This window comes from Methylopila turkensis (genome assembly GCF_027922325.1).
GTDB classification, from domain to species: domain Bacteria; phylum Pseudomonadota; class Alphaproteobacteria; order Rhizobiales; family Methylopilaceae; genus Methylopila; species Methylopila turkensis.
Map to the genome: position 1 here is coordinate 153587 of NZ_BSFL01000005.1, position 24832 is coordinate 178418.

Genomic DNA, 24832 nt, shown 5'->3' on the forward strand with positions numbered 1-24832 from the left:
GTCAGATGTCCAGGGATCCGTCGACGAGGCCCCGGATCAGGGCGAGCGTCAGGCGAGCGAGGACGTCAGCCGACCAGCGCGGCGGACGGTCTCGGGGGACGCTTGACGTGGGTCATGGGTCCTGTGACCTCCGCCGGAGACGGCGGTTCAGGAAGGACCGTGAGGGAGACCTCGACGGCGCGCAGCTCCATCAGGTCCGACGACATGACCGCGTGACACGTGTTGCTGCAGCAGATCGACTGGCCCGAGCCAGATTTGCCCATGTGGCCGCCGCAGTCCTGCGTGGCGGTGCTGATCGCCCGCTCGACGACGGGGACGACCGCGACCGCCTTCGCGGCCGGAACGCTTACGGCCTGATGCGTCCGCTGCCCCGGAGCGCCGTGGCCCGTATGGGCCTCGCTCGGCGTCGACCAGTTCGCGACGACGAACAGCGCGAGCGCAACGCCTGCGGCCATGCGGAGGAGAGCGCGCAGCGTCATCCGCGAACCCTCCCGAGGACGTCGACGAGCTCGGCGACCTTCTGGCGCTGATCGTCCTTGTCGCCCGACTGGATGGCGTTCTCGACGCAGTGGCCGACGTGGTCCTTGAGGATCTCCTCCTCGACCCGCTTCAGCGCGGCCCGGACGGCGGAGATCTGGGTCACCACGTCAATGCAGTAGCGGTCCTCCTCGAGCATGCGCGCGATGCCCCGGACCTGACCTTCGATCCGGTTCAGACGCTTCCCACACGAGGTTTTGGTGCAGCACTGCATACGTGAGACTTACCCCATGGGGGTATGATCGGCAAGGGGTGGCTTTCCAGAATTCGGACCTACGCAAGGGCTGCAATGGGTCAGGTCGGGACCAGCGCTCACGGCTGAGACGCGCCAATAGCGGACACTGCATGGCCGCTGAGAAGCGGACCTAGCTTCTGCCTCCGGACGAAGTACTAAAGCGCGACGCCTCCGCGGAACCGCATCACGGCCCGAGGCTCGCCGTCGCCAAAAGCCATCACGTCGTAGGCCTCCGGATCACGGCCCTCGACCTCCATGCCCGGCGAGCCGATCGGCATCCCGGGAACGGCAAGGCCCCGCACCTTCGGGCGCTCGGCGAGCAGCTTCGCGATCGCCGCCGCGGGCACGTGGCCCTCAAGCACGTAGCCATCGATCGCGGCCGTGTGGCAGGATCTCAGGCCCGGGGGCACGCCGAGCTTCGCCTTGACGGCGTTGATAGCCTGGACCTCGACGACCCGCGCCTCGTAGCCGGCCGCACGGACGTGATCGACCCAAGCCTGGCAGCAACCGCAGGTCGGATCCTTGTGGACGGTCATCCCCGGAGCGGCACGAACCGCGCTCGGGAAAAGCAGAGCCGCCCCTGCCATCACCAGCGTAAACGTCCTGCGGTCCATCGTCATGGGCGTCCCCTCCTTCTTTCCCGGGCACCATCGCACACGCCCGGCTCACGTCCAGTTGTCCGCTGATGTGGGACTTTCCACCCGGCGAATCCGGGCCTGCCCGCATCGTGGTCCCAAGCTCAAGACGAGCTTCCACAAGGGAGTGACCCACGTTGAAGACCATGATCGCCGCCGCCCTCGTCCTGATGTCCTCGGTTGCGGCCGCGACCGCCGGGACCGGGCCCGCCAACTCGACGAACCAGCACCTACGCGACAGCGCCGACTTCTACGACAGCGTGCCGGACTTCAGCGTTCTGTCCGGCGAGCGGACGGGCAGCGTTGACCGTGAGGCGAGCAACCGCCATGACCACCGCCGCGTGATCGCGCAGTGACCCGAAACGGCGCCGTCATCAATCTCCAACCCTGACGGCGCCGTAGGGCCAGCCCTCCCCCGGGCTGGCCCGCCCAAACTCAGGCGTTCCAGCTAGGCCCGACGAGCCTCAGGCCATGGCGTTCCTTGCGGATCACGCCCCGCCGCTCGAGACGGCTCAGTTCCTTCGTCACCGCCTCCCGCTGCGTCGCGATGCGCGAGGCGATCTGCCGATGCGTCGGCAGCCGCCCGATCGTCCGGCCCGACGGGTCGCAGGCCGCCAGCCGCAGCAGCTCGGCCTCCAGCCTGCCCGCCATCGGCAGGGTCATGACCTCCGACATCCTCTGAAGCGTCCGGCACTGCCGACGGCACATCGCGCGCACCACCGCCTTGGCGAAGGCGGGGTGGCGCTCGAACGCGGCCGCGAAGTCGCGCGCGTCGAAGCACCAGGCCTCGGACGCCTCGTCGGCCACCACCTCGAACGGCGTGTCGCAGCGCTCGAACGCGAAGGCCTCGCCGATCACGTCGCCCGGCTCGACGTCGGCCGCGAATGCCTCGTGCCCGTCGGACGTTATCGTCTCGGCCGAGAGCCTTCCCGAGGCGAGCACCCACGTGGAGCCGTGCCGACCCGGCAGGTCGAGCTTCGTCCCGCGGGAAAGCCGGATTCGGCGGGCGAGCAGCTCGATCTGGTGGCCCTCGATGGTCGCGAGCAGGTCGGCGTCGTCCGCTTGGTGCGCAGGGTGCGCGCAAGATGAGTGGGTGATCATGTCTTCGTTCCCGGAGTCGGTCCTGCGTCCCGCTGACGGCGTCGGCCGTCGCGTCAGGGACGCGTCGCTGAAAGCAAGGTCGGCGGAACGGCGTCGCCGCATCCGCCGGATGGCGCGATCAGGTGATCCGGGGAGGCGGAGTGGCGAAACCGACGTGGACGCCGTCGAGGCCGGGGCACGGGGACCGGACCGACGGGGACCGCTGGGCGATCGCCGCCCATGAAGCGAGGGCGGCCGGAAGCGGCGCGACGCACGGGGCGGAGCATTCGGCGGCGCCCGAGCCGGCATGTCCGAGCGCGGCGGCCGAGCAGGGCGCGGAGGTCACGAGCACGGCCTGCTGGCCGGAGGCCGGCGCGAGACGGGAGGCGTGATCGATCTCGACGTGGGACACTGCGAGCAGCAGTAGGGCGACGAGCGTCGCAAGCGCCGCCGCCTTGCCCGCAAGCGCGCGGATGACTCCTACGGCGTGTGTCCCCGCTTCAGACCGCATGGGCGGGCGCCAGCGGACAGGAGCCCGTCGCGAGCTCGATCTGGATCGTCGGGTGGGCGATGCCGAAGCGCTCCTCGAGCTCCTCGGCGACCGAGCGCATGGCCGCGTCGCCCGGATGGCCCGAGGGCATGACGAGATGGGCGGTGAGCGCCGTCTCGGTCGTGCTCATCGGCCAGACGTGGAGGTCGTGGACCTCGACGACCCCAGGACGCTCCTGGAGGAAGGCGGCGACGGCCGCGGGGTCGATGCCCGGCGGGGTCGCGTCGAGCGACATGGTCACGCTGTCGCGCAGCAGTCCCCACGTCCCGATCGTGATCACCGCGGCGATCATCAGGCTCACCACGGGGTCGAGCCATTCCCATCCGGTCACGATCACCAGCAGCCCGGCGACGATCACGGCGACCGAGACGCCCGCATCCGCCAGCATGTGGAGGTAGGCCCCCTTGATGTTGATGTCGCCCTTGCGCCCGGACATGAACAGGAACGCGGTGAAACCGTTGATCAGCACGCCGATGGCGGCGACGACCATGACGGTCACGCCGGCGACGGGCCGGGGGTCGAAGAAGCGCTGGATCGCCTCCCAGGTGATCATCCCGACCGCGATCAGCAGGAAGATCGCGTTGAACAACGCCGCCATGATCGAGGACGAGCGCAGGCCATAGGAAAAGCGTGGCGACGGCGGTCGGCTGGCAAGCGTCGCGGCGATCCATGCGACCACGAGGCCGAGCACGTCGGACAGGTTGTGGCCCGCGTCCGCCACAAGGGCGAGCGAGTTGCTGGCGTAGCCGTAGCCCGCCTCGATGACGACGAAGACGGTGTTGAGTCCGATGCCGATCGCGAACGCCTTGCCGAAGCTGGCGGGCGCATGCGCGTGCCCGCCCGGTCCATGGGAGTGGCCGGACTCGACCTTGCCGCCATGTTCGTGGTCGTGCCCGGCGTGGTCGTCGGATGCCGTCATCGTCTCGTCCTCAGCCGCGGCCCTGGCGCGCGTCCTTGAGCATCTGCTCGAAGAACTCGTGCCGTTCGTCATGGTTCTCGACGACGCCCTTCACCAGCGGCTTCGCCGTCCCCTCGCAGAGCGCCCTTACCCTGTCGGTCTGCTCCTCGACCGATCCGCCGGAGAGCGAGCGGATCATGCCGAGGCCGACCGCACGGGCCGCGCCTGCGGCGCTGACGACGATCTGCGCGGCCTCGTCGCGCGTCATCGTCGCGATGATCTCGTCCTTGATGTGGGCGATCACCTTGGAGGCGTCGCCGTCCTTGCCGCCCGTCTCCTCAGCGAAGTCGGGGTCGACCTGCACGCAGACGGCCGTGAAGTTCTGGGCGAGGAACACCGAGGACAGGACGTTGCGCATCACGTCCTCGTTGAGCGCCCGCGCCGGGGACGATGTCCCCAGCGCGAGAGCGAGCGCAGCCGCGCCGACGGCCGCGGCCCTCATGACGCGGCCGCCACGGCTGCGTCCGGCTCCGGAACCGGGTCCGGCTTCCGGCGCCGCGTGAACAGCACGTAGAGCGCCGGGAGCACAAGCAGGGTCAGGATCGTCGACGAAACGATCCCGCCGATCACCACGGTCGCGAGCGGCCGCTGCACCTCCGCGCCCGGCCCGGTCGCGATCGCCATCGGCACGAAGCCGAGCGACGCCACCATCGCGGTCATGAGCACCGGGCGAAGCCTCGTCAGCGCGCCCTCCTTCACAGCCTCGACCAGATCCTTCCCCTGGTCGCGGAGCTTCTGGATGAACGCGATGATGACGAGGCCGTTCAGCACCGCCACGCCCGAAAGCGCGATGAACCCGATGCCCGCGCTGATCGAGAGCGGGATGTCACGGATCAACAGCGCCGCAACGCCACCCGTGAGCGCGAGCGGCACGCCCGAGAACACGAGCGCCGCGTCCTTGAACGAGCCGAGGCTCATGAACAGCAGCACGAAGATCAGCCCGAGCGCGATCGGGACGACGATCGTCAGGCGCTGCGTGGCGGAGACGAGCTGCTCGAACTGCCCGCCCCAGCCGATCCAGTAGCCGGAAGGCAGCTTCACCTGTTCGGTGATCTGCCTCTGCGCCTCTCCCACGAAGGAACCAAGATCGCGGTCGCGGACGTTCGCCGAGACCACGATGCGGCGCTTGCCGTTCTCGCGGCTGATCTGGTTCGGTCCGGGAGCCACCTCGAGCGAGGCGAGCGAGGAGAGCGGCACGTAACGCGTGCGGGAAGACGGCGGGCCTCCCAGGACCGCCGGACTGGCCTGCGCCTCGTTGCCGTCCGGGGTCGGCAGCGGGACCGGGATGTTCTTCAACGCCTCGATGTCGGTGCGGAGCCGCTCGGGCAGCCGCACCACGATGTCGAAGCGACGGTCGCCCTCGAAGATCTGCCCGGCTTCCTTTCCGCCGACCGCAATCTCGACGATCTCCTGCACGTCGCCGACGCTCACCCCGTAACGGGAGAGAGCGGTGCGGTTCAGCTTGACGGTCAGGATCGGCAGGCCGGTGACCTGCTCGGTCTTCACGTCCGCGGCTCCGGGCACCTTCTGAAGAACCGTCTGGACCTCGCCCGCGACCTTGAGCAGCGTGTCGAGGTCGTCGCCGAAGATCTTCACGCCGACATCCGAACGCACGCCCGAGATCAGCTCGTTGAAGCGGAGCTGGATCGGCTGCGAGAGCTCGTAGTTCGAGCCGGGGATCTCCTCCGCGGCCTTCTCCACGTCCTCCATCAGCTCGGCCTTGGTCTTCTTGGGGTTTGGCCACTCCGACCTAGGCTTCAGCATGATGTAGCCGTCCGAGATCGAGGGCGGCATGGCGTCGGTCGCGACCTCGGCGACGCCCGTGCGAGCGAACACCTCCTTCACCTCGGGAAGCTGCATGAGGCGCCTTTCGAGCGCTCCCTGCATCTCCAGCGACTGGGTGAGGCTGGCGCCAGGCACGCGCAGCGCCTGGATCGCCGCGTCGCCCTCGTCGAGGCTCGGGATGAACTCGCCGCCCATGCGCGACGCCGCGATCCCGGTCACGACAACCAGTGCGACCGCGGCCGGGGCCACGACCCAGCGCAGCTTGATCATGAGGCCAAGCAAGGGTTCGTAGGTCACACGCGCGCCGCGCATGAACCAGTTCTCCTTCTCCGACACCTTGCCGGAGACGAAAATCGCGATCGCAGCGGGCACGAAGGTCATCGAGAAGATCGAGGCGCCGAGCAACGCCATCAGCACGGTGAGCGCCATCGGCGTGAACATTTTGCCTTCGACCCCCGTGAGGGTGAGCACTGGCAGGTAGACCACCGCGATGATCATGGTGCCGAAGAGGCTCGGCCGGATGACCTCGCTCGATCCCGCCAGGATCGTCGAGAAGCGCTCCTGCATCGTCAGCAGTCGGCCCCTCCGCTCCTGCTCGTGGGCGAGCAGGCGAAGGCAGTTCTCCACGATGATCACGGCGCCGTCGATGATGATGCCGAAGTCGATCGCCCCGAGGCTCATCAGGTTCGCTGAGACCTTGTTCTCGACCATGCCCGTGATGGTGAAGAGCATGGAGAGCGGGATCACGAAGGCCGTGACGATCGCGGCGCGGATGTTGCCGAGCAGCAGGAACAGCACCGCGATGACGAACAGCGCGCCCTCGACGAGGTTCTTCTCCACCGTGGCGATGGTCGCCTCGACCAGCGTCGAGCGGTCGTAGACGGAGCGAGCCTCGATCCCTTCGGGCAGCGACTTCTGGATTTCCCCGAGCTTGTTGGCGACGCGCTCGGCGACGGTGCGGCTGTTCTCGCCGATCAGCAGCATGGTGGTGCCGAGCACGACCTCGTGGCCGTTGAGCGTCGCCGCGCCGTTGCGGAGCTCCCGCCCGTCCTTGACCTCGGCGACGTCCGAGACACGGACCGGAGTTCCGGCGTGGGAGTTCACGACGATGCCGCCGACGTCTTCCGACGTCAGCGCCTGGCCGGGGGTGCGGACGAGATACTGCTCGCCGTTCCGTTCGATGTAGCCGGCGCCGACATTGGCGTTGTTGGTGGCGAGCGCCGTCATCACGTCGCGGAACGTGAGCCCGTAGGCCATCAGCCGCGCCGGGTTCGGCAGCACGTGGAGCTGGCGCTCGTAGCCGCCGATGGTGTTGACCTCCACGACGCCCGGGACCGTGCGGAGCTGCGGGGTGATGATCCAGTCCTGGATCGTCCTGAGGTCCGCGGGGCTGTAGTCCGACCCGTCCGGTTTTCTCGCGCCGGGCTTTGCGTCGACGACGTAATTGTAGATCTCGCCGAGGCCCGTGGAGATCGGTCCCATGGCGGTCTCGATCCCGGCGGGCAACTGGTCCTTGGCCTGCTGCAGCCGCTCGTTCACGAGTTGGCGGGCGAAGTAGATGTCGGTCCCGTCCTTGAACACGACCGTGACCTGGGAAAGGCCGTAGCGCGAGAGCGAGCGGGTGTAGTCGAGGTCGGGGAGGCCGCCGAGACCTGTCTCGAGCGGAAAGGTGATGCGCTGCTCGACCTCAAGCGGCGAGAAGCCGGGCGCGGTCGTGTTGATCTGGACCTGGACGTTGGTGATGTCCGGCACCGCGTCGATCGGCAGGCGCAGGAAGTTGAAGACGCCAAGAGCCGCGACGGCCAGGCACGCGAACACCACCATCCAGCGCTGCGCGATGGAGAACGCCAGGATCCGTTCGATCAGGCCGTTCGGCTTGTAGTTGCCCGCCTCAGTGCGCGTCGTATCAGTGCTCATGGCTCGCGCTTCCCTTTGCGAGCTCTGCCTTCACGACGAAGCTGTTCCTCGAGGCGTAGGACTCGCCACCCTTGAGCCCGGTCACGACCTCGACGGTCCGTCCGTCCCGGCGGCCGAGCGTCACGTCGCGGGCGGCGAAGCGGTCGCCCTCGCGGACGAACACGACGTCGCGGCCCTCGAGCGACTGGACGGCGTCGATCGACACCGCGAGCGGCACGGACTGCTCGGCGGTCGCGACCGCGCCCGTCGCGAACAGGCCCGGCCTGAAGCGGCCGTCGTTCGGGATCACGGCGCGCGCCACCGCGCTCTGGGTGTCCGCGGCCCCGATCGGCGACAGGTACGAGATCTTCGCCTCGATCGGCTCGCCGCCGTCCTCGGGGTCGATCCGCACGGTCTCGCCGACCGCGACCTTCGCGAGGTCGCGGCGGTAGACCGAGAAGTCGACCCAGAGCGTCGAGAGGTCGGTGATGACGAAGGCGGGCTTCTGCTCGGAGACGTATTCGCCGAGCGAGGCCTGCCGCTCGGTGATCACGCCCGCCATCGGGGCCTTCAGCTCGTAGGTGGTGAGGCTCTGGTTGCTCTCGACGACCGCGAGCAGCTCGCCCTTCTTCACCTGGTCGCCGAGACGCTTCGACAGCGTGCGGACCACGCCGGGGAAGCGCGGCGTGACCTGCACGACCGCCTCCTGGTTCGCCTGCACGATGCCGTTGAGCTGCAGTTCCTCGCGCAGCGTCGAGGCGCCCGCCTTGCCGAGCGCGATGCCCGCGGCCTTCACCTTGGCCTCGCCCAGCTCGACGACGCCCTCGGGGAGCTCGGCCCCATGGCCGTGGCCATTGTCCTCCTTGTCGGCGCCGTGGTCGTGCCCGTCGTCCTTGGCGTCGACGGCTGCGATCTTCAGGGGCGCTTCGCCCCCGGCGTCGGCCTTTGGCTGCGGCTTGTCGTGGCCATGGCCGTCGTCCGCGCCATGCCCGTGACCGTCGTCCTTGCCCGACCCGTGTCCGTGGCCGTCGTCCCTGGAATGGGCGTCGTCCTTCCCATGCCCGTGTCCGTCATCCTTGGAGTGCGCGTCCTCCTTGCCGTGACCGTGGCCATCGCCCTCCTTGTGGTCGTCGGCGGCCGCGACCTGGATCGGGGCGCCTGCGTCGGCCTTGGGCTTCGGCTTGTCGTGGCCGTGACCATCGTCCTTGCCATGGCCATGCCCATCGTCCTTGCCGGAACCATGGCCGTGCCCGTCGTCCTTGGAGTGGTCGTCCTCCTTGCCGTGACCGTGGCCGTCGTCCTTCGAATGGGCGCCGTCCTTGCCGTGGGCATGGCCGTCGCCTTCCTTGTGACCGTCCGCGGCGGCGAGCGCCTTCGGGGCTTCGGCGTGTGCGTGGCCGTCACCGCCCATCAGGCCGGAGTAGAGCGCGAGCGCTTGGGTTGCGACCGCGGACGGTCCCTGCTGGGCGGCGTAGAGGCCGCCGGCCCCGATGAGACCCCCGACCACGAGAACGGCGGCGTCGCGTGCGAAGGAGCGGCTCATGACAGGTCTCCGGACAGGGCGTTGCGGGTCGCGGCGGTCGCGAGGTCGGCAGGGGTTTCGGATCGAGCGGAAGCGCGGCGCACGTAGCAGGGCGGCTTCGTCGGGTAGCCCTTGAAGTTCCGCTTCGACCACTTGTGGCCGTGGCCGAGGTGGACGTGTTCGGCATGCGTGTCTGCATGGCCGTCGCCCGCGAAGTGGCGGACGCGGATGTCCCGGGCGTTGCAGGTCGGCGGCGTGCGGCCGTCATAGACCCAGGCGCCGTCGTAGCCGGGCAGCGGAACGACGCGGGGCGTCGATGCGGGCGCCGCCAGCGAAACGGTGGCGGAGGCGAGCAGGAGCGCGGCCGCCGCGAGGGCGGTCTTGGGCGGGGTCATTTGTCTCTCCGGGACAGAACGAGGGCGGATCCCGTCAGGCCTTCGAGACTGGCGAGCGATGAGTGGAAGGAGACGAGAGCGTCGATCTCCTTGAGCGAGGCTTCCGACAGCGCGGCTCGCGCATCGAGCAGCTCGAGCAGCGAGTAGCGGCCCTCGCCGTAGCCGGAGCGGATGCTGTCGTAAGCCTCGCGGGCGACGGGCAGAACGTTGGCGCGGGTGAGCCGGGCCTCGTCATAGGAGCCCCTCAAAGCCTCGTAGGCGTTGCCGACGAGCACCGTCAGGGCCCGCTGGGCCGCGGCCTTCTCGGCTTCGGTCTTGGCGAGCGTCTCGTTCGCTTCGATCACGCCGCCCTGGTTTCGGTCGAACACCGGGAGCGGCACGCTGAGCGAGGCGATGACAGCGTTCGAGCGGTCCTCACGGTAATGCCGCCAGCCGACGCCCGCGGTGATGTCGGGCACGGCCTTCGCCTGCGCGGCCGCGAGCAGCGCCCGGCGCTGGGCCCTCACGGCCGTAAAGCGCGTGAGCTGCGGGGTCTGCAGCGCCCGAGACATCAGAGCGTCGAACGAGGGCGGCGCGCCGATGCGGGAGAGGTCACCGCCGACGGAGACGAAGGACGGCGCCTTCTCCCCGATCAGCACAGACAGCTCGCGCCGCGCCGCCTGGAACGAGGCCTTCGCCTTGGCGAGTTCGACGCGGGTCGTCTCGGTGGCGAGACGGCCGCGCGAGATTTCGGCGCTCGACGAGGCGCCGGCCTCCACCCGCCTTTGAAGCAGCGGAGTGAGGCGGTCGAGGTCGTCGACCTGTCCCTCGAGTTCCGCCACGCGGGCTTGCGCGCCGAGCGTCCTCGCGAACGCTTCCGCGGTCTCGGCGAGGACCTGGAGCCGGGTCGCGGCCCGGTCCCAGTGCGCCGCGTCGATGTCGGCGGCGGCGACCGCCATCCGGGCCTCACGCTTGCCTCCGAGTTCGAAGAGCTGGCTAATCTGCAGCGTGGTCTCGGCGGCCTCGAGATTACGCTTGGATCTCGAGCCAAAGGCGTTGTCGAGCTCGGCGGAGAGCTCGGGATTGGGGAAGACGCCGGACTGGAGGCTCCGGCCGCCCGCCGCCCCGATCTCCCGGTCCGCGGCAGCGAGACCTGGGCTGGAAGCGACGGCGCGCGACAGCGCCTGAGACAGCGTGAGCGACCGCGACGGTTGCGCGGCGTGCGTCGCCGGCGCGGGAAGCAGCGCGATCGCCGCCCCCAGCGCAAGCGCGCGGGTTCTGAAAAACATGATCTGACCTGATGAACTGACGAGCGGAGGCGCACGCGGCTCAGGCGCGCGCCGACACGGATTCCGTCAGGTCAGGCTCGAGGCGGAGGCAGGTCGATGAGTGGCTCGCGTCCCGCCGTCGAGGGCACGGAAGCCCAGACGAGGGGGGAGCCCCGCAAGATCGGAGATGTCGCGACCTGGACCATGGGCTCAGGGATGGCGGCGCAGCCATGGCAACCATGGCCGACGATTTGTCCGCTCATGTCCACGTCCCCGGACTGTCCGTCGGCGTGTACGCCGGAATGGTCCTTCAGGACGCCGGTCGAAGCCTCGGCCGAGACCGCGTAGGAAAGCGCCGAGTCCAGGGTCGAATGGCCCACCAGGCTTCGTTCGACGGCGTCGCCGACGCCGAAGACGACAAGGCAAAGCGCGACCGCAGCCCGGACGCAGAAGCGCCAGACACGCGTTGATCTCGCCTTCGACAGAACGTCCATGCTGCAACGCATCCGGGGAAACGGGGGGCGGTGTCAAGTCCCGTGGCCGCCATGACTCCGCGATCCGATGGTGGCCGGAAGCCGTCAACGAGTCCTTAACCGGGCGCCGCGGCCAGTGCGTCGCCGGGCGAAAGCGCCTCGATGATCCGGCAGTCGCGGACCGCCCCGTGGCCGCATTGACGCACCATCCCGCGAAGCTCGTCGCGCAGCGCCTCGAGGTCGGCGATCTTGCGCTCGACCGCTGCGAGGTGGCCCCGCGCGATCTCGTCCACGGCCTCGCAGGGGCGGTCGCGCTGGTCCGCGAGGTCGAGCAGCGCACGGACCTGGTCGAGCGAGAAGCCAAGGTCGCGCGAGCGGCGGATGAAGCTTAGGCGATTGAGGTGGCCGCGGTCGTAGGCGCGGTAGTTGCCCGAGGTGCGCCGCGGCTGAGACAGCAGGCCGATGCGCTCGTAGTAGCGGACGGTCTCGACCTTAGTGTCGGTCGCCCGCCCGAGCTCGCCGATCGCGAACGTATCAGACATCGCTTGACCCTGTAGTTGCTACAGGGTCCATATCGTGCGTCACGTCGGAATTGTCGAGGTGACGAAATGGCCGCCGCCAGCGCGCTGAAGCTCCGCATCGAGGGCATGGACTGCGGGTCCTGCGCCGCAAAAATCGAGACCGCTATGCGCCGCCTGCCGGGCGTCGCCGAGGTCGAGGTGAGCGTCGCCGCGTCCTCAATGTCGATCACGGTCGACGAGGACCGCACCAGCCGCGAGGCGATCCGGGCCAAGGTCGACAGTCTCGGCTTCAAGGCGATCGATCCGACCGCGGCCGGCCCAGCGGGTCATGATCATCCGGCGACCGAAGGCCCGTGGTGGTCGACCGCGAAGGGCAGGCTCGTTCTCGCTTCGGGCGCGTTGCTCGCCGGGGCCTGGGGCGTCTCTTGGCTCGAACCGCAGTGGGCGGCGTGGCCCTACGTGGTCGCGGCTTTCGTCGCGCTCGTTCCCGTGGCTCGGCGCGCCGTCGCCGGCGCGCTCAACGGGACGCCCTTCAGCATCGAAACCCTGATGGCCGTCGCCGCCATCGGCGCGATCGCGATCGGGGAGGCGCCCGAGGCCGCAGTCGTGGTGTTCCTGTTCGCGGTCGGCGAGCTGCTCGAAGGTGTGGCGGCGAGGCGCGCCCGGGCCGGGGTGAAGGCGCTCGTCGACCTGATCCCTCGCTCCGCCCGGCGCATCCGGGGCGGCGCGATCGAGACGGTCCCCGCGACCGACCTCGAGGTCGGCGATCTCGTGCTGGTCCGACCCGGCGACCGCATCCCGTCGGACGGGACGGTCGCCGAAGGGACCTCCGAGGTGAATGAGGCGCCGATCACTGGCGAGTCACGACCCGTGCTCAAGGAGGTCGGCGCTAGCGTCTATGCGGGCAGCGTCAACGCCAACGGCGAGCTGCACGTGACGATCACCAAGGCGGCGGCCGACAACACGATCGCCCGCATCGTCCACATGGTCGAAGAAGCCCAGGCCTCAAAGGCTCCGACCGCGCGCTTCATCGAGCGCTTCAGCCGCTGGTACACGCCCGCCGCCATGGCGTTCGCGCTCGCCGTCATCATGGTCCCGCCGCTGGTCGCCGACGGCGACTGGCAGACTTGGATCTACCGCGGGCTGGCGGTGCTCCTGATCGCGTGCCCTTGCGCGCTTGTGATCTCCACGCCTGCGGCGGTCGCCTCGGGCCTCGCATCAGGCGCGCGCCGCGGACTGCTCATCAAGGGCGGCGCGGCGCTCGAGACGCTCGGGCGCGTCAAGACGGTGGCGTTCGACAAGACGGGCACGCTGACCGAGGGGCGGCCGAAGGTCGTCGAGGTCGTGGCGCTGGACGGCACGGTCGAGGCCGTCCTCGCCAAGGCCGCCGCGGTGGAGCGCAGCTCGAGCCACCCGCTTGGTCTGGCGATCATCGAGGAGGCCGAGGCGCGGGCGATCGAAATCCCCCGCGCGTTCGGCGGCGGGATCGCGCTTCCCGGCAAGGCGGTGACGGCCCGGCTGTCGTCGGGCTTCGTTTCCGTGGGCTCGCCGCGGCATGCCTCCGAACAAGACGTCCTGACCGCCGAGGCGGCTGGGCGCGTCGCGACGATCGAAACCGAGGGCGCGACTGTCGTGGTCGTGAGCGAGGGCAAGCGGGCGCTCGGACTGATCGCCTTGAAGGACCGCCCGCGCGAGGACGCCAGGGCGGGACTGGAGCGCCTGCGCGCGCTTGGGCTGCGCACCGTCATGCTGACGGGCGACAACGCGCGCGCCGCCGCCGCGATCACGGCCGAGCTTGGCGTGGAGCACCGCGCCGAGCTACTGCCCGCCGCCAAGCTCGAGGCCATCTCCGATTATCGCAAGGACGGCCCGGTCGCGATGATTGGCGACGGCGTGAACGACGCCCCGGCGCTCGCCGCAGCCTCGGTCGGCGTGGCGATGGGGGGCGGAACCGACGTGGCGCTCGAGACTGCGGATGCGGCGTTGCTCAAGGACCGCGTCGGCGGCGTGGCGGAGCTCGTGGTCTTGTCCCGCGCCACGCTGTCGAACATCTGGGTCAACGTCACGCTGGCGCTCGGGCTGAAGGGCGCGTTCCTGGTTGCGACCCTGATCGGCGCGACCCCGCTCTGGATGGCGATCCTCGCCGACACCGGGGCGACGGTGCTGGTCACAGCCAACGCGCTCCGTCTGCTGCGCTTCGATCCCTCGGCGCCGGCTCGATGAGGGTGAACGCAGACAAGACCTTCATGGGTTCGCTCGCCTACACGAGGCCGAGGAAATTCAGATCCAAAAGCTGCGGCGGCTCATCGCCGACTGGACGACAGGGTCGCTGCGATGAAGCGGAGTGAATTGATCGCGAACGTGGTGGTCCCGGACATGCCGACAGGGTCGCCCGGTATGCCGGGGAAGGCCGAGGCATATGAGGTCCTGCTGCTCAAGCGAGACGGCAGCGCCGAGGTGTTCGCGAGCTATCCGGCGAGTCGCAGCGATGGGAATTGACGGGCGGCGGAAAGCGCACGTGTTCGAACGTCGGCATGCAGTGATCGTTGGATCTGTTTTCGCCGCGGCCGCCTCTGACCTGCTACTGAAGGGCATGGCGAAGGCCGGGATCGGCGATGGGTCGACTCCGTTCCTGCCATTCCTCAGTCTTCACCTGCAGGAGAACACCGGGATCAGCTTCAGCCTGTTTCCGGCGGAGGCGGATGGTGCCCTCCTGCTGCTGATCCTCGTCCAGTTCGCCGGAACGCTGTTCGTCGGCTGGCTCCTCGTGCGGGCGACCACCACGCCCGAGCGCCTCGGTTTCTCGCTGATCGTCGGAGGCGCGATCGGCAATCTGGTCGACCGCATCGCGAACGGTGCGGTGACCGATTTCCTGCACCTTCACCCCTTCGACGTCAGTCTTTTCACGTTCAATTTCGCCGACGTCCTCATCACCCTCGGCGTGTGCCTGGTCTTGTTCGACGTGGTCGCCGGACGAAGCCCGGCCGCCGACGGCGACGTCTAATTCAATCCTTGAGGCAGAAGGGTTCTGCGCCCAGCCTCCGTGGCCAGCCCATACCCCTTCACTAAGCCATAGACTGCGGGAATCACCACCAGCGTCAGCACCGTTGACGAGACCATGCCGCCGATCATCGGGACGGCGATGCGCTGCATGACCTCGGAGCCGGCGCCCGTGCTCCAAAGGATCGGCAGCAGTCCGGCCATGATGGCGACCACGGTCATCATCTTCGGCCTCACGCGCTCGACCGCTCCGATCATGATCGCGTCGTGCAGGTCGTCGCGCGTAAACGCCTTGCCCTCGGCCGCCCGGCGCGCCTTCACCTCTTCGAGCGCGTGGTCGAGGTAAATGAGCATGATCACGCCCGTCTCGGCCGCGACGCCCGCGAGCGCGATGAAGCCGACGGCGACCGCTACCGACAGGTTGAACCCGAGCCACCACATCAGCCAGAGCCCGCCGACCAGCGCAAAGGGGAGCGAGAGCATGACGATCAGCGTCTCGGTCAGGCGGCGGAAATTGAGGTAGAGCAGCAGGAAGATGAGGCCGAGCGTCAGCGGCACGACGATCTTCAGCCGCGCCTCCGCCCGCTCCAGATATTCGAACTGCCCGCTCCACTCGATCGAAGATCCGGTCGGTAGCGCGACCCGCTCGGCCACCGCTTTCCGCGCATCCGCGACATAGCCGCCGAGGTCCCGCCCGACGATGTCGACGAAGATGTAGATCGCGAGCCTGCCGTTTTCGGTCCGGATCGAGGTCGGCCCGCGGGTGCGCTTGATGCTGGCGACCTCTCCGAGCGGCACCGTCCCGCCAGCCGCCATCGGCACCAGGACTTCGCGTCCGATCGACTGGGGATCGCTGCGCAGGTCCCGGGGGTAGCGGACATTGACGGCGTAGCGCTCGCGGCCCTCCACCGTGGTCGTCACTGTCTCGCCGCCGAGCGCGGTCGCGATCACGTCCTGCACGTCGCTCACCATCAGTCCGTAGCGGGCGAGCGCCGAGCGGTCCGGCGTGATGTCGAGGTAGTAGCCGCCGATGACGCGCTCGGCGTAAGCGCTCGACGTGCCCGGCACGGTCTTGACCGCCTGCTCGACCTCGCGGGCGAGCTTCTCCATCTCCACAAGGTCGGATCCGTAGACCTTGATCCCGACGGGCGTGCGGATGCCCGTCGCCAACATGTCGATGCGGGCGCGGATCGGCATGGTCCAGGCGTTGGAAACGCCCGGAAACTGGAGGGCCTTGTCCATCTCGGCCTTGAGGCTCTCGGTCGTCACGCCTGGCCGCCACTCGGCCTTCGGCTTCAGGTTGATGATGGTCTCGGTCATCTCGCTCGGCGCCGGGTCGGTCGCGGTCGCTGCGCGTCCCGCCTTGCCGTAGACGGAGGCGACCTCCGGAAACGACTTGATGATCCTGTCCTGCGTCTGCAGCAGCTTGGTGGAGCGCGAGACCGAGATGCCCGGCAGCGTCGTCGGCATGTACATCAGCGTGCCCTCGTCGAGCGGAGGCATGAACTCGGAGCCGAGCTGGGTCGCGGGCCACCAGGAAGCGCCGAGCGCGGCGAGCGCCAGCAGGATCGTCAGCGTCTTGGCCTTGAGCACGCCGCGGATGAGCGGGCGGTAAAGCCATATCAGCAGGCGGTTCACCGGATTCTTGTGCTCGGGAACGATCCGGCCGCGCACGAAGAGCACCATCAGCGCCGGGACCAGGGTGACCGACAGCATGGCAGCGGCCGCCATCGCGAAGGTCTTGGTGAAGGCGAGCGGCCCGAACAGGCGGCCCTCCTGGCTCTCCAGCGTGAAGATCGGCAGGAACGACACGGTGATGATGAGGAGGCTGAAGAACAGCGACGGGCCGACCTCCTGCGCCGCCTCGATCACGACCTCCACCCGCGGTTTGCCCTGCGCCGCCCGTTCCAGGTGCTTGTGGGCGTTCTCGATCATGACGATGGCGGCGTCGATCATGGCGCCGACCGCGATCGCGATGCCGCCGAGGCTCATGATGTTGGCGCCGATCCCGAGCGCCTTCATCGCCCCGAACGCCATGAGGATGCCGACGGGCAGCATCAGGATCGCGACCAGCGCGCTGCGGACGTGGAGAAGGAAGACGATGGTCACCAGGGCGACGACGATGCTCTCCTCGACCAGCGTCGATTTCAGCGTCTCGATCGCGGCCTCGATCAGGTGCGAGCGGTCGTAGACCGGAAGGATCTCGGTGCCCGCGGGCAGGCTCGGCACGAGCGCCGCGATCTTCGCCTTGACGTTGCCGATGACTTCGAGGGCGTTGGCGCCGAAGCGCTGCAGCACGATGCCGCTCGCGACCTCGCCCTCGCCGTTGAGCTCGGCGATCCCGCGCCGCTCGTCCGGCCCGAGCTCGACACGGGCGACGTCCTTCACGAGGACGGGCGTGCCGCCATCGACCTTCAGAACGGCGTTCTCGATGTCGGCGACGCCCTTGAGGTAGCCGCGGCCCCGAACCATGAACTCGAACTCGCTGAGCTCGAGCGTCCGCCCGCCGGTGTCCATGTTGCTGCCGCGGACGACGTCGCGGACCTTCGACAACGGGATGCCGAGCGCACGAAGCCGCTGGGGATCGACCACGACGTTGTACTGCTTGGCGAAGCCGCCGACGCTCGCGACCTCCGCGACGCCCTCCGCCGCCGACGCCCCGAAGCGCACTTGCCAATCCTGGGTCGATCGGGTCTCGGCCAGCGTCTGGTTCTTCGCCGTGACGGCGTATTGGTAGACCCAGCCCACCCCTGTCGCGTCCGGCCCGAGCGTCGGCGTGACGTTCGAGGGCAATCGCGGCGCGGCGGCGCTGAGGAACTCCAGCACGCGCGAGCGCGCCCAATAGGGGTCCGTGCCGTCCTGGAAGATCACGTAGACGAAGGACACGCCGAAGAACGAGAAGCCGCGCACGACCTTCGACTTCGGCACGGTCAGCATGGCGGTCGTCAGCGGATAGGTGACCTGGTCCTCGACCACCTGCGGCCCCTGGCCCGGATGTTCCGTGTAGACGATGACCTGGACGTCGGAGAGGTCGGGAATGGCGTCGAGCGGCAGGGTCTTCACCGCATAGAGGCCGCCGGCGACCGCGAAGGCGGTGGCGACCAGAACAAGCACCAGGTTGCGCGCCGACCACGCGATGACCCGGGCGATCACTTGCGGGTCTCCGACGTCGTGGACGGGTCGGGCGGCGTCAGTCCGGACAGCGCGGCCTTCAGGTTGCTCTCGGCGTCGATGAGGAAGTTGGCGCCGACCACGACGGTCTCGCCCTCGGCGAGGCCCGCCGTGATCTCAACGAAGCCCTCGCTTCTGACACCGAGCTTGACAGGCCGCGGCTCGAACCTGCCGTCGCCCGTCTCGACAAGCACCACCTGTCGGTCTCCGCTGTCGAGAACCGCGCTGTCGGGCGCGGCGAGCACCGGGCCGCCGGCCCCGGTCGCGATGTCGGCCTCGACGTACATGTCGGGCAACAGCGCGCGATCCGGGTTCGGAAGCTCCACGCGGACGCGGGCGGTGCGGGTCTCGCGGTTGACGCCGGGGTAGATCAGGGTGACGCGCCCTGTGATGCTCTGGCCGGCCCCGCGTGGCCGGACGGTCACGGGTTGGCCTGCGGCCACCTTGGCGAGGTCGCGTTCGGCGACGTCGAGCAGCGCCCAGACGACCGAGACGTCGGCGAGGCGGAACATCTCGTCGCCCGGCATCGCCTGCATGCCGTCGACCGCGTTGCGCGACAGGATCAGCCCGTCGCGCGGGGCCGGCCAGGCGATGGTCGCGGGCACCTTGCCGGAGGCGGCGATCGCGTCGATCACCGCAGCGGGCACGTCGAGGTTCTCGAGCCTGCGCCGCGCTCCGTCGACGACCGCGCGTCCGGCTCCTGAGGGCTGGCCGACCACGGACAGGAACTGCGCGGCGGCCGCCGAGACCTCCGGCGAGTAGACCTGCATCAGGACCTGGCCCTTGCGGACGGGCTCGCCCGTCGTGACCTGCTCGACCTTCTGGACGAAGGACTGGGAGCGGACCGAAACGACCGACACCCGGCGCTCGTCGAGCTGTATGGATCCGCTCGCCCGGAGCGGAGCGCTCAGCGTCCGGCGGCCGAGCCTCTCCGTGCGCACGCCCGAGCGCTGTCGCTTGCCCTGGCCGACGGTGACCGCGCCGCCCTCGTCCCCGCCCTCTCGGACGGGGATGTAATCCATCCCCATCGAGTCCTTCTTCGGCGTCGGCGAGGTGTCCGGCAGGCCCATGGGATTGCGGTAGTAGAGGATGCGGTCTCCGGACGGCTTCGAAGAGACTGCAGGCGCCGCTGCCGGCTTCGCCGCGACGGTCTCGCCCGTGGAGGGATCGAAGCCGACGTCCTCGCCCTCGCGGACGGCGGCGAACGGCTTGCCGTCCGCGGTCGCCCGGGGCGCGGCCGAGTAGACCGGGCGATCGTCCGGGTCGCGGTAGAAGAGGATCGGGCCGGCAGCGGCGGTCGCAGCGGGCTGACCTTCCGCCTGAACGGCCGTCGCTCCCGGGGCCACGCCGCGCTGTCCCGCCCAATAGCCGCCGCCCGCCAGGGCGGCCGCCAGCAGGATGCCGCCGACGGCCGCCGCCTTCATGGCTTGGCCTGCAACACGAGCTTGCCCTCGACCGTGCCGGTCTCGCCCTGCACCTTGGCCGCGAGCGACAGCCTCCAGCCGCCCTCCATCGTTAGCTTGGTCTTGAAGCGGTATACGCCCGGCTGGTCGGAAGGCGCGGGGTCGATGGCGGACGACATGGTGGGCATGCCGTCCGGCGCCATGTCGATCCGGGTCGAGTAGATCACCGCGTCCGGAACGGGCTTCGAGGTTCGCTTATCGACCAGGCGCACCGCCACGACGGCGTCGCCCACCTTGGCGACGCTCTCCACGAGCTGGAACTCATAGTCGGAGACGTCGGCGAGCGCGGGGGTGAGAAGGGCGGCCGAGATGACGGCAGCCAGCATTGCGGCGCGCGGGCGCCGAGCTTGGAACATGTACATTGTTGAAATCCGAAGTGCGTCATTGTCCGGCGTTCGGCCGGACGTCTTCCCGCAGCCTTGCGGCCACGGGTTCGAGACCGCGCAGGCTCCTCAGAACCCGTACGGCGCGATTCGGCGCCTTGAGGCGCCGTAGACGGACTTCAGCTTCGGGGAGGTCGGGCCGGGGGTTCGGAGACCGGGCCTGCCCGGGCGGCGTCGTCACCGGGACGGACGGCGGACAGCACCAAGATCCGATGCGACCTGGTCATGACAGCCACGGGCGCAGCGGGGGCGTATTTTGTCATGCAGGTCGCGAGCAGCGGACAGCTCTTCTGGCAATCCGGCATCACCGGGGCGTCATCCGGGCAGCAGGGCATGCCGTCCGCCATGGTCTCCATCGAGTCCATGGCGACAGGCGTCGCGGCCCTGACCGCCGCGGCGTTCGCCGCGACCGGGATCGCGCCGACGCCGAGCATCAGCACGAAGACCAGAAGATGCCGCACGCGGGTGCCGAGGTTCATGACAGCGACCATGCTCCTAAACGCCGCGCTCGTGAAGACGGCCGTCGGTCGGTTTGCCCAAGCATTGTCGCTGATGAGCCTACGCCGGCATGCGGTCCCAGATTAGATTTCTCGGCGACTTCGGCCAGCGAGCAAATACAATTCGACGCAACCTCCATCTCTGCTAGCCTTCGTCGCCGAACGGTAGTGAGGACGAGAGGTGGTTGCACCCATCGTCAGCAGGCGCACGATCCTGATGGGGACGCTGACGCTGTTGCCATGCGTGGCCGCGGGCGCGCCAAGCGCTGCGGCGCCGATACGCGTCGGCCTCACCCCGGTCTTCCTGTCGTCCGACCTCGAGCTCACGGGGCGTCTTGCGGCCTACCTCGAGAAGGCCACCGCCCGTCCGGTCGAGCTCGTCACGCGGCGCACCTATCAGGAGGTCACCGCGATGCTCGTGGCGGGCCAGCTCGACGCCGCCTGGATCTGCGGCTTCCCGTTCGTCGCCCACCGATCCGAGCTCCAGCTTGTCGCGACGCCCGTCTGGAGGGGGCAGCCCCTCTACCGCGCCTACGTGATCGTCGACAGGGACCGGAAGGCTGGTGGTATCGCCGCGCTGCGCGGGGACATCCACGCCTTCTCCGACCCGGACTCGAACTCCGGCTTCCTCTGCACGCGCGCGGCCTTGGCGGAACTCGGCGAGAGGTCGGAGACCTTCTTCTCGCGGTCGTTCTTCACCTATGGGCACCGCAACGTGATCGAGGCGGTGTCCTCGGGCCTCGCCGCCTCTGGGTCGGTCGACGGCTATGTCTACGACGTCGTCTCGGAGCTCGAGCCGAAGTTCGTCGCCCGCACCAGGGTCCTGCGCACGTCGGAATGGCTTGGTTTCCCGCCTATCGCCGCGCCGGCGTCTCCGCCGGACGCAGGCCGCCTCAACGTCCTGAAGGCGGCACTTCTCGGTATGGACGGCGACGCCGATGGCCGTGCGGTGCTTGCGCTGCTGAAGCTTGATCGCTTCGCGACCGAGCCAATGGGTCTCTATGACGCGATCGCCGCGAAGGCGGCGATGGTCGCGGCGGCGGGATAGCGCCATGAGGGTCGACCCAAGACGCTGGCCGATCGCGTTCAAGGTCCCGGTCGCGGTCGCCATCCTCATGCTGGTCGCGGGGGCCGTGCTATCGGAGCGAGTGCTCGACCGCCTCGGCGACATCCAGCAACGCCATCTTCGCGAACTCGCCCAGGGCTACCTCGACGGCCTGTCCTCCGCGGTGGGCCCGTCCGTGCTGAGAGACGACGTCTGGGAGGTCTACGACGCGATCACGCGCGCCCAGGTTCAGTACAAGGGCCTCCGGCCGTCCGAGGCGGTCGTCACCGATCCGCGCGGCGTGGTGATCGCCGCCTCCGACCCGCGGAACCATACGGTCGGGTCCGCCTTCGTGCCAAGCGCGTCCCGACCATTCGCCTACGAGAGCGGGTCGGCCACCGCCCGTGCCCACCGCGAGCTGTCCTATCCCGGTCGGACCATCGGGCACCTCTACGCGACCTTCGACACGAGCCACCTCGCCGCCGAACGGCGGGACGTGATCGCGACCCTGCTGATCACCAACGGGATCCTGCTTGCCATCTTCGTGGCCGCCGGCTGGCTGGTGGTCGCGCGGATGATGCGACCAGTCCGCGTCCTGACGGAGCATCTCGGGGCGTCGTCGGACGGCGTCGCCGTCCCAATCGCGGACTGGGAAGTCCAGCGAAGCAGAGGCGAGTTCCGGCGGATGTTCGGCGCCTACAACGACCTGTCCACCTCGATCGCGGAGCGCGACGAGCTGCGCAAGCGTCTCGCCGAGGAGGAGAGGCTCGGCAGCCTCGGGCGGCTGGCCTCCTCGGTCGCGCACGAGATCAACAACCCGCTCGGCGGCCTGTTCAACGCGATCTCGACGCTGCGTTCGCACGGACACCTTCCCGCAGCCCGGGAGGGAGCGGTCGGCCTTCTGGAACGCGGTCTGGCGGGGATACGCGACGTGGTCCGCACGACGCTCGCTGTCCATCGACCCCGGGAGGGCGCGCGCAACCTTCAACCGGACGACGTCGACGACCTGCTCGTTCTCGTGGCGGCGGAGGCGAGGCGGAAGTCCGTCCGGGTCACGGTCACCGCCAGGCTGGCCGCGGAGGTCCCGATCCCGAGCGGTCCCGTTCGACAAGCGCTGCTCAACATCCTGCTGAACGCGATCGCGGCCGCGCCGCCCGTGTCCGTGGTCGAACTCGCCGTGGCCGGCACGCCGGATTCGGTCACGTTCGAGGTGCGGGACCGCGGCGAGGGTCTGCCCGCCGATGCCGCCGCGATGCTGACCGACCCGGCGCGCATCCCGACTGCGGGAGCCGGGCTCGGGCTCTGGACCACCCGGGGCCTCGTGGCCGAGATCGAGGGCGTGCTCGAGACCGAGACGTTGCCCGGCGGCGGGACGCTTGTCCGCATGGTCGTGCCGCTCGCCCGAGACCAGGCGCTCGCCGATGTCGCTTGAACGCCGCTCCATCGGAATCGTCGAGGACGATCCGATCATGGGCGAGAGCCTCGTCCAGCGGCTCAAGCTCGAGGGCGCAAAGGTCACCTGGTGGCGGGACGGCGCCTCGGCGCTGGCGGGCCTCGGCCAAGAGCGCCGCCACGCCGTCATCTGCGACATCCGGTTGCCGGACCTCAACGGCGAGGACGTCTTCAAGGCGGCCTCCGGATCCTCGGCGCCGCCGTTCCTGTTCATCACGGGCCACGCAGACATCGACCAGGCCGTCAGGCTCATGAGGTCGGGCGCGGGCGACTACGTCACCAAGCCGTTCGAGATGGAGGACTTCCTCGACCGTCTGTCCGGCATCGTGAGCGAGGCGCCCACGGCGGACGGATCGCTCGGGGTGTCGCCCGCGATGCGCGAGGTCGAGAGCCTGCTATGCCGCGTGGCGAAGGTCGGCAGCACGGTGCTGATCGGCGGCGAGACCGGGACGGGCAAGGACGTCGCCGCCCGCTTCCTCCACTCGGCCGCCTCGCTCGAGCCCGTCTCGTTCATGGCGGTCAACTGCGCAGCGATCCCGGCGGACCTCCTCGAGAGCGAGCTGTTCGGCCACGAGCGGGGCGCCTTCAGCGGCGCCACGCGCAGGCACGCGGGATACGTGGAACGTGCGGCCGGAGGCACGCTGTTCCTCGACGAGATCGCCGAGATGCGGATCGACCTGCAGGCCAAGCTGCTCAGGCTGATCGAGGATCGGACCTACACGCGCGTCGGCGGCGAGCAGTCCCTGAGATTCGAAGGGCGAATGGTCACGGCGACGAACGCCGACCTTGGCTCCCGGGTCAAGGAAGGCCGCTTCCGCGAGGACCTGTTCTACCGGATCAACGTCGTGTCGGTTCGGATGCCCCCACTTCGGGAGCGCCGCGACGACATACCTTGGCTGCTGGACCGCGCGTTTGCGGAGTTCGCCGCCCGATCGCCCGATCCGCCCCGGGGACTGAGCGCCATGGCGGAGGAAGCGGCGCTCGCGCACGACTGGCCCGGCAACGTCCGTGAGCTCAGGAATCGGGTGGAGCGCGCCGCAACGCTCGCGCTTGGCCCCTGGATCATGCCCGCGGACCTGTTCCCGGAGCATGGGCAAGACGCGATGGCCCAGCACCAAATGCCTTCGCTCGAAGAGGCGCGCCTGGCGCTTGAGCGCCGCCACATAACCCGCGCCCTGCAGGCGTCGGGCGGCGAGATCGGCGCGGCGGCGAGGCTCCTCGGCCTCGGCCGCACGACGCTCTGGGAAAAGATGAGGCGGCTCGGCCTCAAGCCCGCCGACTGACGTCCGAATATCCGGTTTCTGGAGCCCGGCCATGTTCGGGTTTCCGAACGCCGCGGCTCCGGTCGCCATGACGGCGCGGCCGCCTTCCTTTGATTTTGAACAAGTCCGAACGCTGGCCCGCGCCCTGCAACGCCTCTCCCGCCCGTTCGATGGCACGGGCCAAAACTCGGGAGGGGCTCATGAAGAGCTGCGAGAAACTCGTCGACGCGGGTCGACGTCGATTTTTGGCCGGCGCCGGACTGGCGGCGGCCGGAGGAGCGGCCGCGGCGGTCATGCCGACGCAGGCGCAAGCTGCGGCGCCGGCCGCGCTGGTGAAGTACCCGTCAAACAGGCTCGGCAATGTCAGCGACCTCAAGCCCGACGCGGCGTTCGTCGTCGCCTATCCCGACCAGGACGCGCCCGGCGTGCTGCTCAAGCTCGGCAAGCGCGTCGAGGGCGGCGTCGGCCCCGACGGCGACATCGTCGGCTTCGCCGCGCTCTGCCCGCATAAGGGCTTCTACATGAACTACCGCCCGGAGGACCGGACGCTGAACTGCCCCGGGCACTTCTCGCGCTTCGACTGCGAGAAGGGCGGGCAGCAGGTGTGGGGGCACGCGACCCAGAACCTCCCCCAGTACGCGCTGCGGGTCGACGAGAAGGGCGACATCTACGCCGAGGGTGTGGACGAGCTTCTCTACGGCCGCCTGTCGAACACGCTCTGAGGA

At 69.2% G+C, this 24832-nt stretch carries 24 protein-coding genes; 7 read left to right on the forward strand and 17 right to left on the reverse strand.

Going from position 1 to position 24832, the window contains the following annotated elements:
* Positions 1 to 65: 65 nt before the first annotated feature.
* The 3 genes from PKE78_RS17730 to PKE78_RS17740 form a co-directional block, all read right to left on the reverse strand.
* Positions 66 to 479, reverse strand: coding sequence for a hypothetical protein (locus tag PKE78_RS17730; protein WP_271202255.1), 414 nt, complete (start codon positions 477 to 479; stop codon positions 66 to 68).
* Positions 476 to 751 carry a metal-sensitive transcriptional regulator gene (locus PKE78_RS17735; RefSeq protein ID WP_271202256.1) on the reverse strand — a complete coding sequence of 92 codons (276 nt, stop codon included), beginning with the start codon at positions 749 to 751 and terminating at the stop codon, positions 476 to 478. The genes PKE78_RS17730 and PKE78_RS17735 overlap by 4 nt, the downstream gene beginning before the upstream one ends.
* Before the next feature lie 176 nt (positions 752 to 927).
* Positions 928 to 1392: a DUF411 domain-containing protein gene (locus tag PKE78_RS17740; RefSeq protein WP_428981294.1), complete on the reverse strand. Its 465-nt coding sequence runs from the start codon at positions 1390 to 1392 to the stop codon at positions 928 to 930.
* Between the two features lie 152 nt (positions 1393 to 1544).
* On the opposite strand from PKE78_RS17740, the gene PKE78_RS17745 reads away from it, so the two are divergent.
* Entirely contained in the window at positions 1545 to 1763 is a 219-nt protein-coding gene (locus PKE78_RS17745; RefSeq protein WP_271202257.1) for a hypothetical protein, read from the forward strand.
* A gap of 79 nt (positions 1764 to 1842) precedes the next feature.
* Here the strand turns inward: PKE78_RS17745 and PKE78_RS17750 are convergent, their stop codons facing one another.
* The 10 genes from PKE78_RS17750 to PKE78_RS17795 form a co-directional block, all read right to left on the reverse strand.
* Positions 1843 to 2508 carry a Crp/Fnr family transcriptional regulator gene (locus tag PKE78_RS17750; RefSeq protein WP_271202258.1) on the reverse strand — a complete coding sequence of 222 codons (666 nt, stop codon included), beginning with the start codon at positions 2506 to 2508 and terminating at the stop codon, positions 1843 to 1845.
* Positions 2509 to 2626: 118 nt separating this feature from the next.
* A complete protein-coding gene (locus PKE78_RS17755; protein WP_271202259.1) occupies positions 2627 to 2998 on the reverse strand; it encodes a hypothetical protein in 372 nt (123 codons plus the stop codon).
* Complete coding sequence (locus PKE78_RS17760; protein ID WP_271202260.1) at positions 2988 to 3956, reverse strand: cation diffusion facilitator family transporter; 969 nt, start codon at positions 3954 to 3956, stop codon at positions 2988 to 2990. Before PKE78_RS17760 ends, PKE78_RS17755 begins: the two co-directional genes overlap by 11 nt.
* Before the next feature lie 10 nt (positions 3957 to 3966).
* Positions 3967 to 4437 carry a hypothetical protein gene (locus tag PKE78_RS17765; protein WP_271202261.1) on the reverse strand — a complete coding sequence of 157 codons (471 nt, stop codon included), beginning with the start codon at positions 4435 to 4437 and terminating at the stop codon, positions 3967 to 3969.
* Positions 4434 to 7646, reverse strand: coding sequence for an efflux RND transporter permease subunit (locus PKE78_RS17770; protein WP_271202387.1), 3213 nt, complete (start codon positions 7644 to 7646; stop codon positions 4434 to 4436). Before PKE78_RS17770 ends, PKE78_RS17765 begins: the two co-directional genes overlap by 4 nt.
* 40 nt (positions 7647 to 7686) lie before the next feature.
* Complete coding sequence (ihpB, locus tag PKE78_RS17775; protein WP_271202262.1) at positions 7687 to 9219, reverse strand: divalent metal ion exporter adaptor subunit IhpB; 1533 nt, start codon at positions 9217 to 9219, stop codon at positions 7687 to 7689.
* Positions 9216 to 9593, reverse strand: a complete 378-nt coding sequence (locus tag PKE78_RS17780) for a hypothetical protein (protein ID WP_271202263.1) — start codon at positions 9591 to 9593, stop codon at positions 9216 to 9218. The genes ihpB and PKE78_RS17780 overlap by 4 nt, the downstream gene beginning before the upstream one ends.
* The gene (locus tag PKE78_RS17785; protein WP_271202264.1) at positions 9590 to 10861 is read right to left on the reverse strand and encodes a TolC family protein; all 1272 of its coding nucleotides are present in this window, start codon (positions 10859 to 10861) and stop codon (positions 9590 to 9592) included. The genes PKE78_RS17780 and PKE78_RS17785 overlap by 4 nt, the downstream gene beginning before the upstream one ends.
* Positions 10862 to 10932: 71 nt before the next feature.
* Positions 10933 to 11334, reverse strand: coding sequence for a hypothetical protein (locus PKE78_RS17790; RefSeq protein ID WP_271202265.1), 402 nt, complete (start codon positions 11332 to 11334; stop codon positions 10933 to 10935).
* A 95-nt stretch (positions 11335 to 11429) separates the two neighbouring features.
* Positions 11430 to 11855, reverse strand: coding sequence for a MerR family transcriptional regulator (locus PKE78_RS17795; protein WP_271202266.1), 426 nt, complete (start codon positions 11853 to 11855; stop codon positions 11430 to 11432).
* A gap of 66 nt (positions 11856 to 11921) precedes the next feature.
* Here PKE78_RS17795 and PKE78_RS17800 point away from each other — a divergent pair, with 66 nt between their 5' ends.
* Complete coding sequence (locus PKE78_RS17800) at positions 11922 to 14057, forward strand: heavy metal translocating P-type ATPase (protein WP_271202267.1); 2136 nt, start codon at positions 11922 to 11924, stop codon at positions 14055 to 14057.
* Between the two features lie 295 nt (positions 14058 to 14352).
* Positions 14353 to 14838 (forward strand): signal peptidase II, encoded by a 486-nt coding sequence (gene lspA, locus PKE78_RS17805; RefSeq protein WP_271202268.1) that lies wholly within the window; start codon positions 14353 to 14355, stop codon positions 14836 to 14838.
* On the opposite strand, the gene PKE78_RS17810 is transcribed toward lspA, so the two are convergent.
* From PKE78_RS17810 to PKE78_RS17825, 4 genes are all read right to left on the reverse strand, one after another.
* Positions 14835 to 17987 (reverse strand): efflux RND transporter permease subunit, encoded by a 3153-nt coding sequence (locus tag PKE78_RS17810; protein WP_271202269.1) that lies wholly within the window; start codon positions 17985 to 17987, stop codon positions 14835 to 14837. The two genes, lspA and PKE78_RS17810, sit on opposite strands and share 4 nt — an antisense overlap.
* Entirely contained in the window at positions 17984 to 19429 is a 1446-nt protein-coding gene (locus tag PKE78_RS17815) for an efflux RND transporter periplasmic adaptor subunit (protein ID WP_271202270.1), read from the reverse strand. Before PKE78_RS17815 ends, PKE78_RS17810 begins: the two co-directional genes overlap by 4 nt.
* On the reverse strand, positions 19426 to 19830 hold the full coding sequence (locus tag PKE78_RS17820; protein ID WP_271202271.1) for a FixH family protein: 405 nt from the start codon (positions 19828 to 19830) through the stop codon (positions 19426 to 19428). Before PKE78_RS17820 ends, PKE78_RS17815 begins: the two co-directional genes overlap by 4 nt.
* Before the next feature lie 140 nt (positions 19831 to 19970).
* Complete coding sequence (locus PKE78_RS17825; RefSeq protein ID WP_271202272.1) at positions 19971 to 20342, reverse strand: hypothetical protein; 372 nt, start codon at positions 20340 to 20342, stop codon at positions 19971 to 19973.
* Positions 20343 to 20529: 187 nt separating this feature from the next.
* Between PKE78_RS17825 and PKE78_RS17830 the strand changes: the two genes are divergently transcribed.
* From PKE78_RS17830 to PKE78_RS17845, 4 genes are all read left to right on the forward strand, one after another.
* Positions 20530 to 21396: a substrate-binding domain-containing protein gene (locus PKE78_RS17830; protein ID WP_309299126.1), complete on the forward strand. Its 867-nt coding sequence runs from the start codon at positions 20530 to 20532 to the stop codon at positions 21394 to 21396.
* A gap of 4 nt (positions 21397 to 21400) precedes the next feature.
* Positions 21401 to 22825 (forward strand): sensor histidine kinase, encoded by a 1425-nt coding sequence (locus PKE78_RS17835; protein ID WP_271202273.1) that lies wholly within the window; start codon positions 21401 to 21403, stop codon positions 22823 to 22825.
* Positions 22815 to 24128, forward strand: a complete 1314-nt coding sequence (locus tag PKE78_RS17840) for a sigma-54-dependent transcriptional regulator (protein WP_271202274.1) — start codon at positions 22815 to 22817, stop codon at positions 24126 to 24128. Before PKE78_RS17835 ends, PKE78_RS17840 begins: the two co-directional genes overlap by 11 nt.
* 179 nt (positions 24129 to 24307) lie before the next feature.
* Complete coding sequence (locus PKE78_RS17845; RefSeq protein WP_271202275.1) at positions 24308 to 24829, forward strand: arsenate reductase (azurin) small subunit; 522 nt, start codon at positions 24308 to 24310, stop codon at positions 24827 to 24829.
* Positions 24830 to 24832 lie beyond the last annotated feature (3 nt).

What these genes read in the sequence shown, in the direction of transcription:
- PKE78_RS17735 (WP_271202256.1), bottom strand. Translation starts at nt 751, where the DNA reads ATGCAGTGCTGCACCAAAACCTCGTGTGGGAAGCGTCTGAACCGGATC.
- PKE78_RS17785 (WP_271202264.1), bottom strand. Translation starts at nt 10,861, where the DNA reads ATGTTTTTCAGAACCCGCGCGCTTGCGCTGGGGGCGGCGATCGCGCTG.
- PKE78_RS17780 (WP_271202263.1), bottom strand. Translation starts at nt 9,593, where the DNA reads ATGACCCCGCCCAAGACCGCCCTCGCGGCGGCCGCGCTCCTGCTCGCC.
- ihpB (WP_271202262.1), bottom strand. Translation starts at nt 9,219, where the DNA reads ATGAGCCGCTCCTTCGCACGCGACGCCGCCGTTCTCGTGGTCGGGGGT.
- PKE78_RS17800 (WP_271202267.1), top strand. Translation starts at nt 11,922, where the DNA reads ATGGCCGCCGCCAGCGCGCTGAAGCTCCGCATCGAGGGCATGGACTGC.
- PKE78_RS17820 (WP_271202271.1), bottom strand. Translation starts at nt 19,830, where the DNA reads ATGTACATGTTCCAAGCTCGGCGCCCGCGCGCCGCAATGCTGGCTGCC.
- PKE78_RS17730 (WP_271202255.1), bottom strand. Translation starts at nt 479, where the DNA reads ATGACGCTGCGCGCTCTCCTCCGCATGGCCGCAGGCGTTGCGCTCGCG.
- PKE78_RS17845 (WP_271202275.1), top strand. Translation starts at nt 24,308, where the DNA reads ATGAAGAGCTGCGAGAAACTCGTCGACGCGGGTCGACGTCGATTTTTG.
- PKE78_RS17795 (WP_271202266.1), bottom strand. Translation starts at nt 11,855, where the DNA reads ATGTCTGATACGTTCGCGATCGGCGAGCTCGGGCGGGCGACCGACACT.
- PKE78_RS17840 (WP_271202274.1), top strand. Translation starts at nt 22,815, where the DNA reads ATGTCGCTTGAACGCCGCTCCATCGGAATCGTCGAGGACGATCCGATC.
- PKE78_RS17755 (WP_271202259.1), bottom strand. Translation starts at nt 2,998, where the DNA reads ATGCGGTCTGAAGCGGGGACACACGCCGTAGGAGTCATCCGCGCGCTT.
- PKE78_RS17740 (WP_428981294.1), bottom strand. Translation starts at nt 1,392, where the DNA reads ATGACGATGGACCGCAGGACGTTTACGCTGGTGATGGCAGGGGCGGCT.
- PKE78_RS17790 (WP_271202265.1), bottom strand. Translation starts at nt 11,334, where the DNA reads ATGGACGTTCTGTCGAAGGCGAGATCAACGCGTGTCTGGCGCTTCTGC.
- PKE78_RS17760 (WP_271202260.1), bottom strand. Translation starts at nt 3,956, where the DNA reads ATGACGGCATCCGACGACCACGCCGGGCACGACCACGAACATGGCGGC.
- PKE78_RS17815 (WP_271202270.1), bottom strand. Translation starts at nt 19,429, where the DNA reads ATGAAGGCGGCGGCCGTCGGCGGCATCCTGCTGGCGGCCGCCCTGGCG.
- PKE78_RS17750 (WP_271202258.1), bottom strand. Translation starts at nt 2,508, where the DNA reads ATGATCACCCACTCATCTTGCGCGCACCCTGCGCACCAAGCGGACGAC.
- PKE78_RS17835 (WP_271202273.1), top strand. Translation starts at nt 21,401, where the DNA reads ATGAGGGTCGACCCAAGACGCTGGCCGATCGCGTTCAAGGTCCCGGTC.
- PKE78_RS17765 (WP_271202261.1), bottom strand. Translation starts at nt 4,437, where the DNA reads ATGAGGGCCGCGGCCGTCGGCGCGGCTGCGCTCGCTCTCGCGCTGGGG.
- PKE78_RS17825 (WP_271202272.1), bottom strand. Translation starts at nt 20,342, where the DNA reads ATGGTCGCTGTCATGAACCTCGGCACCCGCGTGCGGCATCTTCTGGTC.